This is a genomic window from Paenarthrobacter sp. TE4293, from assembly GCF_050435325.1.
Taxonomy (GTDB): domain Bacteria; phylum Actinomycetota; class Actinomycetes; order Actinomycetales; family Micrococcaceae; genus Arthrobacter; species Arthrobacter nitroguajacolicus_C.
Genome location: NZ_JBNJRY010000010.1, coordinates 104,299 through 117,817 on the forward strand (window position 1 = coordinate 104,299; position 13,519 = coordinate 117,817).

General features: G+C 63.4%; 12 protein-coding genes. 8 read left to right on the forward strand and 4 right to left on the reverse strand.

Features of this window, described 5'->3' with window-relative positions; genetic code table 11:
- Positions 1-539 precede the first annotated feature (539 nt).
- The 4 genes from QF015_RS18870 to QF015_RS18885 all read left to right on the forward strand — a co-directional run bounded on the left by QF015_RS18870 (position 540) and on the right by QF015_RS18885 (position 4,941).
- Positions 540-1,577, forward strand: coding sequence for a S1C family serine protease (locus QF015_RS18870; RefSeq protein WP_429390417.1), 1,038 nt, complete (start codon positions 540-542; stop codon positions 1,575-1,577).
- A gap of 87 nt (positions 1,578-1,664) precedes the next feature.
- Positions 1,665-2,663, forward strand: coding sequence for an NAD-dependent epimerase/dehydratase family protein (locus QF015_RS18875; protein ID WP_429390418.1), 999 nt, complete (start codon positions 1,665-1,667; stop codon positions 2,661-2,663).
- 56 nt (positions 2,664-2,719) lie between these two features.
- A complete protein-coding gene (locus QF015_RS18880; protein WP_310207897.1) occupies positions 2,720-4,033 on the forward strand; it encodes an LssY C-terminal domain-containing protein in 1,314 nt (437 codons plus the stop codon).
- 164 nt (positions 4,034-4,197) lie between these two features.
- Positions 4,198-4,941 (forward strand): polyprenol monophosphomannose synthase, encoded by a 744-nt coding sequence (locus tag QF015_RS18885; protein ID WP_429390419.1) that lies wholly within the window; start codon positions 4,198-4,200, stop codon positions 4,939-4,941.
- A 266-nt stretch (positions 4,942-5,207) separates the two neighbouring features.
- Here the strand turns inward: QF015_RS18885 and QF015_RS18890 are convergent, their stop codons facing one another.
- From QF015_RS18890 to QF015_RS18900, 3 genes are read right to left on the reverse strand one after another with little or no spacing between them, the layout of a single operon-like run.
- Positions 5,208-5,612 (reverse strand): RidA family protein, encoded by a 405-nt coding sequence (locus QF015_RS18890; RefSeq protein ID WP_017197328.1) that lies wholly within the window; start codon positions 5,610-5,612, stop codon positions 5,208-5,210.
- Complete coding sequence (locus tag QF015_RS18895) at positions 5,609-6,415, reverse strand: IclR family transcriptional regulator (RefSeq protein ID WP_429390420.1); 807 nt, start codon at positions 6,413-6,415, stop codon at positions 5,609-5,611. Before QF015_RS18895 ends, QF015_RS18890 begins: the two co-directional genes overlap by 4 nt.
- The gene (locus QF015_RS18900; RefSeq protein WP_310207886.1) at positions 6,375-7,397 is read right to left on the reverse strand and encodes a sugar kinase; all 1,023 of its coding nucleotides are present in this window, start codon (positions 7,395-7,397) and stop codon (positions 6,375-6,377) included. The genes QF015_RS18895 and QF015_RS18900 overlap by 41 nt, the downstream gene beginning before the upstream one ends.
- Positions 7,398-7,575: 178 nt before the next feature.
- Here QF015_RS18900 and QF015_RS18905 point away from each other — a divergent pair, with 178 nt between their 5' ends.
- From QF015_RS18905 to QF015_RS18920, 4 genes are read left to right on the forward strand one after another with little or no spacing between them, the layout of a single operon-like run.
- Complete coding sequence (locus QF015_RS18905) at positions 7,576-8,910, forward strand: alanine racemase (RefSeq protein WP_429390421.1); 1,335 nt, start codon at positions 7,576-7,578, stop codon at positions 8,908-8,910.
- Positions 8,911-8,918: 8 nt separating this feature from the next.
- Positions 8,919-10,562, forward strand: coding sequence for an N-acyl-D-amino-acid deacylase family protein (locus QF015_RS18910; RefSeq protein ID WP_429390422.1), 1,644 nt, complete (start codon positions 8,919-8,921; stop codon positions 10,560-10,562).
- The gene (locus QF015_RS18915) at positions 10,559-11,194 is read left to right on the forward strand and encodes a bifunctional 4-hydroxy-2-oxoglutarate aldolase/2-dehydro-3-deoxy-phosphogluconate aldolase (protein WP_310207877.1); all 636 of its coding nucleotides are present in this window, start codon (positions 10,559-10,561) and stop codon (positions 11,192-11,194) included. Before QF015_RS18910 ends, QF015_RS18915 begins: the two co-directional genes overlap by 4 nt.
- 24 nt (positions 11,195-11,218) lie before the next feature.
- Entirely contained in the window at positions 11,219-12,610 is a 1,392-nt protein-coding gene (locus QF015_RS18920; protein ID WP_310207875.1) for a GntP family permease, read from the forward strand.
- A gap of 307 nt (positions 12,611-12,917) precedes the next feature.
- Here QF015_RS18920 and QF015_RS18925 read toward each other — a convergent pair whose 3' ends face one another.
- Positions 12,918-13,424 (reverse strand): universal stress protein, encoded by a 507-nt coding sequence (locus tag QF015_RS18925; RefSeq protein ID WP_429390423.1) that lies wholly within the window; start codon positions 13,422-13,424, stop codon positions 12,918-12,920.
- Between the last annotated feature and the right edge of the window lie 95 nt (positions 13,425-13,519).

The following is a 13,519-nucleotide window of genomic DNA, read 5'->3' on the forward strand; positions in this document are numbered from 1 at the left end:
ACCCGGCGTAATCATGCTAAGCATCCTTGGCAGCTGTTTGTCGACCTCGGGGAGAAGTGAGTCGTGCGGTTTGACGCGCCCTGGGGAAGCGGTTCCGAATGGTCCGGTCTTGCGGGGTTACGATGTGATTGCTGGGTACACGAGTCGAGTAAACGGCCGTTGGTTTGAATCATGGGGAAGGTCTCCCGTTTCCCTCCGTGATCAAACCTTTTTAGACGGCGGCTTACCCGACTCTTTTTTGCAGGCAGTTGCAGGAGCGAACCACTACGGCAGATCGCTCAGGCCACTGTTCCATTCTCAGCGTCGGGAGGTAGTTGATGAGCAGCAAACCAAGCCCTTTCATCCGTTGCGTGGTTGTGACGACCTTGAGCCTGTGTTTGTGGGCTACAGGTTGTACAACCGGGTCGGGTCCATCACCGCAGACATCCCCGCCGGCTTCCCCGCCCCCAACCAGCGAACAAACCCCTCCGACCGCTGAAAGCGCGCCGCCCGACAGCGCGGGTCCTACCAGCGGGACAAGTACAAGCGCCGCCCCTGCAGTGAGCACTTGGCCTGAGGTAGTAGCCCAGGTACAGCCGGGTGTGGGGCAGTTCTATGTCACCAGGTGTGAAGCCGGCGCCACAGGCACGGGGTTCCTTATCGGACCGGATCTGGTGGTAACTGCAGCGCACGTTGTCCGGGACGCGTCCGCTATCAGCATCGCTTTTGGCCGGACTACAGTAAACGCCACGGTTGTCGGCAAGAATGACATGGCTGATATTGCACTGGTCAAAACCGACAGCCCAGTTCAAGGTCATCAGTTTCAGCTGCGTACCAGTGAACCTCCCGTCGCGACCGACGTTGCAGCCCTGGGGTTCCCCTTGGGCCGTCCCTTTACCTTCACCAGGGGGACGGTCAGCGCCCTCGATGCCAAACAAGACACTGGAAGCCGGGTCCTTGAAAACCTGATCCAAACGGACACCGCAGTCAACCACGGGAACAGTGGGGGACCACTGATCACCCAAGATGGGCAGGTAGCCGGCGTCGTCGTCACCATCGAGTTTGACGACAACATGAGGGCGGAAGGCATCGCCTACGCAGTAACCGCGCCCCGTGTTGCGGCCGCCGTCAAGGAATGGACGTCCCGATCCGCACCGGTGGACTTCAAAGACTGCGGCAACGCTCCAGCGCCAGGCTCCGGGTTCTTCCCACTCACCGTCTCAGCAAACCACGACCAGGCGCGCAACATAGGGCAAACCCTGATTCTGCACGGTCAAGCCATCAACCAGGGTGCTTACGCTGCTGCATTCAAACTCTTTACCCCGGAGCTGCAAGCGACCTTCGGAGACACTGCCAAATGGAGCGCGGACCTGGGGTCCTCCTACTGGACAAAAGCCGAGATCATCAACGTCTCAGGAACCTCTTCGGCCGATGACCTCAACGCCGAGGTCATCCTGCAGACCATCCAGGACGCAGCCCACGGCAGGAACGGCCAAACGTGTTCCAACTGGAAGATCCGATACTCAATGCACTGGGACGGTGCGGCTTGGCTCATTGCCGGGAGCTCGTTGCCCTTCGGAGAACCCACTGCGTGCTAGAAGGGCCGCCGAAGCATCCAGACTGTTTCAGCTACCCGCATCTGCTGCCACGCTATTCTTGCCGGAAGCCAACAGGATCGGAGAACCATGAAAATCGTTGTCATCGGCGGCAGTGGCCATATCGGTTCGTTCCTCGTCCCCAGACTGGTGCGCGGCGGTCACGAGGTGGTGAACGTCAGCCGCGGGGCACGCAGGCCGTATGTCGACACACCTGAGTGGCAGCAGGTCCACCAAGTCACCGCGGACCGCGCGCAGGAGGACCGGGAGGCCACTTTCGGAGACCGGATCGCAGACCTGGGTGCCGACGTCGTTGTTGACCTGGTGTGCTTCACGCTCGACTCCGCCACGGCGTTGGTGGACCGGCTGCGCGGCGAGGTGGGGCATCTGCTGCATTGTGGGTCCATCTGGCGTTACGGTGCCAGCCGGAAGCTGCCCATCTCAGAGGGGTCGGACTCGACTGCGGAGCCCCTGGATGAATACGGCATCCAGAAGCGCGACATTGCCCGGATGCTGAAGGATGAGACCGCCTCCGGGGGCCTCGTCACCACATCCTTGCATCCCGGGCACATCGTTGGTCCGGGATGGCACCCCGTGGGCCCCCTGGGGAATTTCGACCCCAGCGTCTGGGAGAAAGTCTCCGCGGGTACAACTGTGCCTATGCCCGGCAGCGGTACGGAACTCATGCATCACGTCCACGCGGACGACCTCGCCCAAGCCTTCGAGAAAGCCATTCAGGGACGCGACGCGGCGGCAGGCGAAGACTTCAACATTGTTGCTCCCACCGCCCTGTCCGTTCGCGGCTACGCCGAAATCGCCGCTTCATGGTTCGGTCAGGAACCACACTTTGAATCTGTGGGGTGGGACAACTTCCGCCAGACCACAACACCCGAACACGCGGATACGAGCTGGGCCCACTTGTCGCGGAACCACTGCGTCAGCATCGAGAAGGCCAAATCATTGCTGGGGTTTGTGCCGCGGTATGAGCCGGAACGCGCCATTCACGAGTCGTTGGAATGGCTGGTCCAACACCACGAGCTCCAGCTCAGCGGGTCGCTGGGTTCGTTCCGCCAACCCCCGATCAACTAAAACCATGTACAACAGCCGCCGCAGCCCTGAAGCTTAAGGGGCAAGGGGGAGCATCCATGTTCAAGGCAGCCAACAAAGGGGTAACCGACACCCGGCTCGACCATGCTTTCTTTGTCCTGGGCGGCGCCGCGGCGGTATGGCTCGCCTTCCTGTTGGTGGGTGAGAGCTTCCAGCTGGGGTGGGGGCAGGTGTGGTTCTACGTGGTGTTCTGGGCATTCCTTGCCTATCTGCTCCTCCCACGGCTTCATCGGATCCTGACCACCATCTACGTGCCGGGCTATTTCATTGGTCGGGCACGGACCAGCGACGGGCTCCTGGGTGACCCGGTCAACGTCGCCTTGCTGGGCGACGAGCCCCAAATCCACGCCATGATGGAGTCGGCCGAATGGACCAAGGCCGACGACGTCACTTTCGCCAGCAGCCGGCGCATCATCAGCTCAACGATTTTCCGGCGGAGCTACTCCGAGGCTCCTGTCAGTCCGCTGTACCTTTTCGACCGGCAGCAGGACTTCGCGTATCAGCAGGAAGTGGACAACAACCCGGGCAAACGCCACCATGTCCGTTTCTGGCGCTGCCCGGAAGGGTGGCTTCTTCCTGGGGGCCACAAGGTGGATTGGCTTGCTGCCGGAACCTACGACCGCAGTGTCGGCTTCTCCCTGTTTACTCTCCAGATCACGCACAAGATCGAGCAGAACACGGACGTTGAACGGGACCACATCGTGCATTCTGTTTCCACGGCGGAGCCGGCTGTTGCAGTGCAGGTCATCAAAGACTTCTCCACCGGGTACCACTCGCGCAACGGCGGCGGGGATTCCATCTCCACCGACGGCGACCTTCCCATTGTCGATGCCCGGAACGTCCCCGAACCCGTCCACCAGGCACCCGGACAGACGGACAGCCGCGACAGGCGGCCCGCGCCCATCATCATGGGTGCCGCGTTGGTAGTGGCGAGATCCATCGCGGCTTTCGTCCTTGCCGTCACACTTTTCACGTCGCCCGACCTCGTCTCGGATATCACCACCGATGGCGAAGGTTTGGACCCACAGACCACGACGGCGGTCGTTACCTTGATGGGGCTGGTGGTGTTGGTCTTCGGGCTGGGTGAGGTATTCCTCGCGTGGCGGATTTTCCTGGGCAGCAACGGGGCCCGTGTGATCGCGATGGCCCTGAGCTCCATCTCCATCCTGGTGCAGGCCGTTGATTACTCCACTGGCAGCGCGAACATCACGTTGGAAGCTGGTCTCTCCGGCCTGGCAACCGACATTCTGGTCCTGCTGGCCCTGTCCAGCCAAAGGGCCAGGGTCTACGCGAAGCGCCAACGCGTTCCCGCCCTTCCACCGGAGCTGGTCAACCGGCGTGTGCCTTCCTGACCTTCTTTGAGGCGCGTTCGCCTGCGACACGCTGTCGTTTGCGGCGTGTCGGCGCGATGTGACATTCAAAGTGGGGGGAGGTACATGGCTGCGTGGAGTAAATAGACTGACTTGGCCCGCCGTGTGCACAAGAGCGCCCCGGCAGAGCCAGATCCGAAACCGAATTGGGGACCCACGTTTTGACTATTGATAATCCGAAAATCACTGTTGTCGTGCCTACCTACAATGAGCGGGAAAATCTGCCCGTTCTTGTCGCACAACTCAACTCACTTGGGATTGCGAATCTCAAGGTCCTTGTGGTTGATGACAACTCCCCTGATGGAACCGGGGCGGTGGCGGACCAACTGGCAGCAGACTCCTTTGGCGCTGTCACCGTCCTGCATCGTCAGGAAAAGGACGGGCTGGGCAGGGCCTATGTGGCAGGAATGACCCGGGCCTTGGAGGAGTCTTCGGATGTTGTTATTCAAATGGACGCAGATCTTTCCCACCCCGTTTCGGCCATCCCCACGATGCTGGATCGGATCCGAACCTCTGAAGCGGCGCTTGTTATCGGGTCACGGTATGTTGCCGGCGGCTCAACGGCTACAGAATGGCCGTGGCATCGCAAGGCACTGTCCGCTTGGGCAAACTTCTACGTCGCTGCAATTCTGGGGTTGAGGGTCAAAGATGCAACAGCGGGGTTCAAAGCTTGGACAGCCGCAGCGCTCAAGCAGATCGATGTGGCGTCAATTGGAAGCGACGGCTACTCGTTCCAGGTTGAGATGAACCATCGGGCGGCGCAGAAGAACCTAAAAATCATGGAGGTGCCCATCCACTTTGAAGAACGCGTGGAAGGTGCATCGAAGATGAATCTTCGCGAACAAATGGAGTCCGCCCTCACCCCGTGGAAGTTGCGTTTCCAAAAGTAGGCCGGCTACAGCCAACCAGCCCGCAAGGCTCGACGCCGGCACTCAACCGGGTGCCGGCGTCGGGCTTTCTTTGAGCAAGTGAGAGAGGGTCGCCCATGTGGGGGCTGGAGGTGAGAGAGGGTCGCCCATGTGGGGGCTGGAGGTGAGAGAGGGTCGCCCATGTGGGGGCCGGAGGTGAGAGGGGGTGCGACAACGGGCTGGCGACACCCGGTGATGGGATGTCGCCAGCCCGTTGGCGTGGCGCGAAGGGAGCTGCGCGGCGAGGGTTACGCAGTCACAGCCAAAGCGTCGATCTCGACCAGCATGACCTCGTGCGGGAGATCAACAAAGACCGTAGTGCGGCTCGGCAGCTGACCGCTGGGGACGTTCTCGCGGATGAACTCTCCGTAGACCTCGTTCATGGCGGCGAAGTCGTCGCGGGTGGTGAGGTAGACGCGGAACATGAGGACATCCTCAACGGATGATCCGCCGGCTTCCAGGATGGCCTTCACGTTTTCCAGCGTGCGACGGGTCTGGACGCGGACGTCGCCCTCTCCGATGTACTGGTTGGTGGCGGGGTCCATGGGTCCCTGGCCGGAAACCTGGAACATGCCGCCCTTCTTGATGCCCTGGGAGAATACGTGCGCCGGGGCGGGGGCGTTTTCGGTCAGTACTACGGTCTTTTCACTCATGCTGAGTTCCTTTCGTGGCTGATCCAGCCGAGGTCGGTGGAGACGGCCTCGGTGCTGGCTTTGAGGTCGGGCAGCAGCTCAAGCAAGCCTTCATAGCTGAGCATCACTACCGGTACCGAACAAGAGGCTGCGGCTACAACGGCGCCGCTGGCGTCGCGGATGGGGGCCGCGATGCAGTGCACAAAGGCTTCGTGCTCGGCGTTGTCGTGGGCCCAGCCTTGTTCCTTGACCTGCTCGAGTTCGGCCAGCAAGGCCTCCGGCGAGGTCAGGGTGTTCTCGGTAACTTTGACGTAGTCCAACCCCGCGGCGATCTTTTCCTGCCGGCTGCGCGGCATGTCGGCGAGGAGGACTTTGGACACAGCGGCCGAGTGCAGCGATGCTGTCAGGCCGATGCGCGAGTACATGCGGACCGGGTGGTGCGATTCGAACTTGTCGATGTACACCACCTCGTTCCCTTCGAAGGCTGCGAGGTGCACGGTGTGTCCGGTGCGGCCATTGAGTTCGGCCAAATGGGGATGCGCCACCTTGCGGATGTCGCGCTGTTCCAGGGCCAGTGAGGACAGTTCAAAGAGTTTGGAACCGAGCATGAACCGTTGTTCCTCGTCCCGTACCACGAAGCGCTTTTCCTCCATGGCGTGCAGCAGGCGCATCACAGTGGTCTTGTGCACGGCGGCCTTGGAGGCGAGCTCGTCCAGGGTTGCGGGTTTGGCGGCGAGTTCGCCGAGCAGGTCGATGGCCCGCATGAGGCTCTGGCTCACGGTGTCACGCTCCGGTTCTGGTGTTGAATTGTCCGTCTTCAACATGGATAGCAGCCCACGCCTCATCCGAAGAATCGAGGATGGCCGCGAGCTCGGCGGCGTCGGGCAGCGGACCGCGGTCACCGTGGACGGTCAGGGTGCATGCAGCGGCCACATGGCCGCGGCGGAGGCTCTCTTTGTGGCCGAGCCCGAACAGCATGCCGCTGAGGTAACCGGCGGCAAAAGAGTCGCCGGCACCAACAGGCTCGACGACGGAGACGGACAGTGCGGGAACCTCTTCCCGGGTGCCACGTGAGTCTGCCGTGCCACGCGTCAGTGCGATGGCGCTGATCGCCTCGTTCTTGATGACCAGCACTTCCGGGTCCGGCATCAGGCGGCGGAGTTCGGCTTCGTCGGTGGTGCCGAAGGCGTGTTCGGCTTCGTCTTTGCCAACCAGCACGACGTCGGCGAGGTTCGCCAACCGCTGCAGGACAGCGCGGTCCTGGCCTTCCCAGAGGGCTTCGCGCCAGTTGACGTCGAAACTGATGGTCCGGCCGTTCCGCGGCGCGGTCAGGATGGCTTCCAGCAACGAAAGGCACTCGGGGGAGAGGGCAGCGGTAATCCCGCTCAGGTGGATCAAGGCAGCGTTTTCCAGCAGCGATGAAACGGCGGGGTTGGAGAGCGTGTCCGGTCCCATCGCGGAGGCCGCGGATCCTTGCCGGTAGTACAAAACCGAGCTTCCGCCGTCGGGGTCTGTTTCCTGGGCGGGGACCTTGACGTAGAGCCCGGTGGGCAGGGACCCGTCCACTTCCACGCCTGACACCCCGACGTTGTGATCCTGCAGTTCCTCCAGGATGCGCCTGCCGAAGCCGTCATGGCCCACGCGGCTGACCCAGTGAGTGTCCAGGCCCATGGCTGCCAGGCCCATGGCGACGTTGGACTCTGCGCCGCCGATCCCGCAGTGGAGCTCGGTTGCCAAGTGCAGGGGGACGGCGTGGACAGGGGTAAGCATGGCCATGGTTTCGCCCACGCATACAGCTGAAAGCATCGTTCTCCCATTAGTTCGCGCGCTTCTCAGCGGCCTTGACTCTCGATCCGCCACCATGTTAGACATATCACCAGCAGCTTTGCAACCAGCGTTGCAAAATACGCAACGTAAGCCATAATTGCCCAACAACCCCACAACGCAGCTTCAAGAACGCAGCACCGCGAAGGGAACCAAACGCGTGAACACTTCCGAAGCCATCTCGGCATCCGCCGTGGCAGGCCTGGCTGACCGACGTCTCGACTGGCGGCATAAAGCCGTGCCCGGGTCCGGGACCGGAACCACCCACGCGGACTTCCTCGCCGCCAAGCACACGCTGGCCGACCTCCAGACGCCGCTCCTCACCCTCGATGCCACTGCGCTGCGGGCCAACGCTGACCGCCTCGCCGAGTGGTGCAAGGAACGCGGTGTCCTGCTCGCGCCCCACGGCAAGACCACCATGTCGCCCCAGCTGTGGACCGAGCAGCTCAACCGGGGCGCTTGGGGCATCACGCTGGCCAACTTCGCACAGCTTCGCGTGGCCCGCGGGTTTGGCGTACGCAACCTGCAGCTCGCCAACAGCCTGACGGATCCACACGCGATCCAGTGGGTAGCCGATCAGCCCGCGGACACCACCATCGTGTCGTGGATCGACTCCCTGGGAACTGTGGATGTCATCAACCGAACCCTCGCCGGCAGCGACGCCGTGCTGGATGTCCTGGTGGAGCTCGGAGCGCACGGCGGCCGGACCGGCGCCCGTGGTGTTGACGCTGCCATGGATGTTGCCCGCGCGATCTCCGCCTCGCCCAACCTGCGCTTGGTGGGCGTCAGCGGCTATGAGGGCTCGCTCGCGCACACAGCGGACGACGCCGGCCTGGCCGCCGTTCGCGGCTACCTCGCCCAGATGCGGCTGCTCCACGAGCAGTTGCTCGCCGAGGGCCTGTACGGTTCCGGCTCCGTGATCATCACGGCCGGTGGCAGCGCCTACTTCGACGACGTTGTGACTGTCCTGTCCCCCTGCATCAGGAAAGCGCCCAAGGCTGGGCGAACTGCGTCTGATTCCATCAGCGTGGACCTCATGATCCGCAGCGGCGCCTACATCATCCATGACGACGGTTTCTACCGCGGAATCTCGCCGTTTTCCCGCGAAGGCGACCAGCCGTTCACGGCCGGAATGTACGGCTGGGCGCGGGTCGTTTCGCAGACAGAGCCGGGCTTGGCCATCCTCGACGCCGGCAAGCGCGACCTCCCGTTTGACGAAGGGCTGCCCGAGCCGCAGCTCATAGGATGCGTGCTTGGTGGCGCCATGGAACCCCTGGTTGGCGCAGAAATCACCTCGGTGAATGACCAGCATTCCTTCATGACCTTCGACGCCAACACCACCACCGTCCGCCCCGGCGACGTCGTCCGCCTGGGCCTGTCCCACCCGTGCACCGCGTTCGACAAGTGGACCGTCATCCCCGTTCTGGCTGACACAGGCCCGGCCCAGACCAATGGCGACCAGACCGTCGTCGACCTCATCCATACCTTCTTCTAGGACCCGCCATGAAGACCCTCATCAGCAACGCCACCTTGGTGGACGGAACCGGGGCGGACCGCCGCCAGGCGGACGTCCTGCTGGACGGAACGGTGATTGCCGCCGTCGTCGACGCCGGTACGCTCACCGCAGCCGAAACCGGCGCCCAGCGTGACATTGACGCGACCGGACTGGTCCTGAGCCCCGGTTTCATCGACATGCACGCGCACTCGGACCTTCAGTTGCTGGTGGACAGGGACCACTACGCCAAGCTCAGCCAGGGCGTCACCACCGAACTCCTGGGCCAGGACGGACTGTCCTACGCACCAGTGGACGATGCCACCCTGGCCGGTGTCCGGGAGAAAATCGCCGGTTGGAACGACAACCCGGCCGGTTTCGACTGGAACTGGCGGACCGTGGGGGAGTACCTGGATCGGCTCGACACCGAAGAAGACGGTGGCCGGATCGCCACCAACGCCGCCTACCTCGTCCCGCAGGGAACAGTCCGGGCCATGGTCATGGGCTTCGCCGAGGGCGACCCCACGCCGGAGCAACAGCTGCAGATGCAGGACGTCATCCGGACAGCGATGGAGGAAGGTGCCGTGGGTATGTCCTCGGGCCTGACCTACACGCCGGGCATGTACGCGCAGACCGAGGAACTCGCAGGACTCTGCCGAACGGTCGGGGAACTGGGTGGCTTCTACGCGCCGCACCACCGCTCCTACGGCAAGGGTGCATTGGACGCCTACGCCGAGATGATCAGCTTGAGCCGCGACACCGGCTGCGCGTTGCATCTTTCCCACGCCACCATGAACTTCGCGGAGAACAAAGGCCGTGCAGGGGAGCTCCTGGACCTGATCGATGAAGCCCTGGACCAGGGAGTGGACATCACCCTGGACACCTACCCCTACCTCCCCGGGGCCACCACGCTCTCCGCGATCCTGCCGAGTTGGGCCTCCTCCGGCGGGACGGACGCCACCCTGGCCCGGCTGGCCGACCCCGAAACACGGGCCAGAATCCGGGAAGCCGTGGAGATCTACGGCTCCGACGGCTGCCACGGTGTAGTTGCCGAGTGGGACACCCTGGAAATCAGCGGGGTGCAGAACCCGGCGCTCGCCGGCTACGTGGGCGAGACCATCAGGGACATCGCCTCGGCAACGGAGCAGGAGCCCTTTGACGTCTTCGCACAGATCCTCACGGAAGACCGCCTGGGCACCGGAATCCTCCAGCATGTGGGCCACGAGGAAAACGTGCAGGCCATCATGAAGCACCGCACCCACACCGGCGGCAGCGACGGACTCCTGGTTGGCGCCAAGCCACACCCCCGCGCCTGGGGTACGTTCCCGCGCTACCTCGGCCACTACTCCCGCGATCTCGGACTGCTGAGCCTCGAGGACATGGTCCATCACCTCAGTGGCCGGCCTGCCGCACGACTCAAGCTCCACAACAGGGGACTGGTCCGCGAAGGCTACGCGGCCGACGTCGTGCTTTTTGATCCGGAAACCATCCGGGACGAAGCCACTTTCGAGAACCCCCGCCAAGCCGCCAGCGGTATCCAGTATGTCTTCGTCAACGGCACGGCAGCGATCGACGCCGGCCAAGCCACCGGGGCGCGCGCCGGCCGTGCCCTGCGTCGCAGCAGCGACGGCCTCACCCGAGAAGGACAACAATGACACCTGAACAATTCCTCGAACAGCTCGAAGCCGACCGCACGCTTGCCGTCGTCCGCGCCCCGTCCATCACCGACGCCGCGGATCTGTGCCGGGCACTGGCCGACGGTGGCATCCGGAGCGTCGAACTGACGTTCACCACCCCGGATGTGCTCAAGCATGTACAGCGTGCTGCGGAGACGGCGGCGGAGCACGGTGCCGCCGTCGGAATCGGTACGGTCATGACCGCTGACCAGGCGCGTGCAGCGATCGACGCCGGTGCGCAATTTCTGGTGACGCCGGGCCTCAGGCCCGAAGTCGCCGCCGTCGCAGTCGCCGCAGGCATCCCGTTCAGCCTCGGTGCCATGACGCCAACCGAGGTGGCGCAGGCCCTGGACCTGGGGTCCGCGGCCGTCAAGATTTTCCCCGCCCGGCAGCTCGGCCCGGTGTATCTGAAGGACCTGCAGGGCCCGTATCCGGGAGTCCGCCTGCTGCCTTCGGGAGGCATCGACGCCTCCAACGCCAAGAGCTACCTCGACGCCGGTGCTGCCGCAGTCTGTTGCGGCACCAGCGTCGTCCCGCCCGCAGCAGTCGCTGCAGGGAACTGGGCAGACATCGCGGCCCGTGCCGCCGCCTTCACCGGCACCCTCAAGTAGGACTTACCCAGAAAGACTCTCGTCATGAATGAATTCCTTGAATGGCTGCGGCACGATACCGCCGGCCTGCTCCTCCTGGCAGGCGCGGGCATCGCGCTGCTGTTGTTCCTGATCATCAAGGTCAAGCTAGAACCGTTCATCGCCCTGGTGGGAACCGGTGTGATCGTGGCTTTGGTCGGCGGGATCTCGGTGGAAGCCCTGGTCGGTTCAGCCACCAAGAGCAGCGACGCCCTCATTGAAAAGGGCTTCGCCGGCATCCTGGGCCACATCACCGTGATCATCGGCCTCGGCACGGTTTTGGGTGCCATCCTCGAGCGGTCCGGCGGTGCTGAAGTGCTGCTCGGCAGGCTGGTGAAGATCTTCGGTGAGAAGGGCACCCCGCTGGCCATGGGCATCACCGGCTTCGTGCTGGGTATCCCGGTGTTCTTCGACATCGGCATCTTTGTCCTGGCACCGCTGGTGTACGTTGCCGCGATCCGTGGCGGCAAGTCCCTGGCACTCTATGCGCTGCCGTTGCTGGCCGGCCTCTCGGTGACGCACGCCTTCCTGCCTCCCCACCCGGGGCCCGTTGCCGCGGCCGGTTTGTTCCACGTCGATCTTGGCTGGATCATCCTCATGGGCTTGGTGTGCGGCATCCCCGCCTGGTTCGCCTCAGGTATCTTGTGGGGCACCTGGATTGGCAAGCGCGTCATGGTTTCCGTTCCGGAGGACCGGATCGTCGCCGAATCGGACCAGGCCAAGGGCAACGAGCCGTCCATCGGACTGGTGCTGCTGGCTATCGGCCTGCCCATGATCCTCATCCTCGGTGGTACGTTCGGCAACATCTTCGCCCCGCCCGGGGCTTTCCGGGACGTGCTCCAGTTCTTCGGCAACCCGGCCATCGCGCTAACCGTTGCTGTGCTGTTGGCGATGTGGCTCCTGGGCATCCGCCGCGGAATGACCTCCGCCGAACTCAGCGAAATCACCGGATCCTCGCTGCGCCCGGTGGGCATGATCCTGCTGGTGGTTGGCGCCGGCGCGTTCTTCGGAGCAGTCCTGTCCGCCACAGGCGTTGGCAAGGCCGTGGCGGATTCACTGGCCCAGGCGGGCCTGCCGATTATCCTGTCCGCATTCGTGATCAGTGCAGGCATGCGCATCGCCCAAGGCTCCGCAACGGTCGCCATTGTGACCACCGGTGGCATCCTCGCCCCGAGCCTGGCCTCAGGGTACTCGCAGCCGCAGCTCGCACTGATTGTGGTGGCCATTTCCTCGGGTTCCATCATCGCCAGCCACGTCAACGACGGCGGCTTTTGGATCATCTCCAAGTACTTCAACATGTCAGTCAAGGACACCCTGAAGACCTGGACCGTGCTGGAAACGGTGCTCTCCGTTGTGGGCTTCGGAATGGCGGCACTGCTGTACACCTTCGTCCGGTGAGCCGAAGGCACCCAACCCGGGTGCCGGCGTCGTGCTTATCTGTTTGAGCCCGGACCGCCACCACCCACTTTGACGTCGAAACGGCCCCGACACGCCTTGTAGAAGGTGTGTCGGGGCCGTTTCTGCGTGAAAGAAGGCGATGGCGGCACGCGCCCGAAAGGCTGGTTAAAACAAAGAGCTCCGGAGTGCGTTATTGGGGGATACGCACTCCGGAGCAGCCTTTGAGCAGGGGCTTTCGCCAACCTGCAGTAATTACTCTACGTTGCGTCGGAGCCCTTTGCCACCACCTCGAATAAGTACTTTCGCTTTAGTTTTTATGGGCAGCTTCCGGCCGCTTTTCCTGGGGCACAATCAGCACTGGACGGCGTTGATGATGGCTCAACCACGCGGCGACAGAGCCGTTCAGGGCCTCTGATATCCGGTGCCCCAATCCGGGCTCCGGGGTCCCCACGATGATCATGGAGGCATTGATGTCCGCGGCGAGCCTGCCGAGTGCCCGCGCCGGGTCGCCGGCCAGCAGACGCAGGGTCCACTCTGCCGAGCCGCCGTCCATCGCCTCCGCAATCGTCCTGCCGAGGCCACCCCGCACTGCCTCGACGTCGGCATCGTCCTTCTCCGGATGGAGGGACATCCGGTGCGTCTCCCGGGAGGGGTCCCATTCCACGAGGTAACTGGCCTCGTCCACATAGGCGCACACCAACGGCACGCCGAGTCGCTCAGCCAGGGTCCGGGCAGTTTGGAGTACCTCCACATGCTGGTCAGGAAGAACCCCCACCACCAAGGGAATCGGTCCGCTGAAATTTTCCGCAGCCATACCCTTATTGTTGCGCCGGGGGGAACCAAAGAACAGGCTGTTTGGAGCCCAACCGAGTGGCATGAGTGGTGCTCCCAATCTTTGGGAAGGACCAC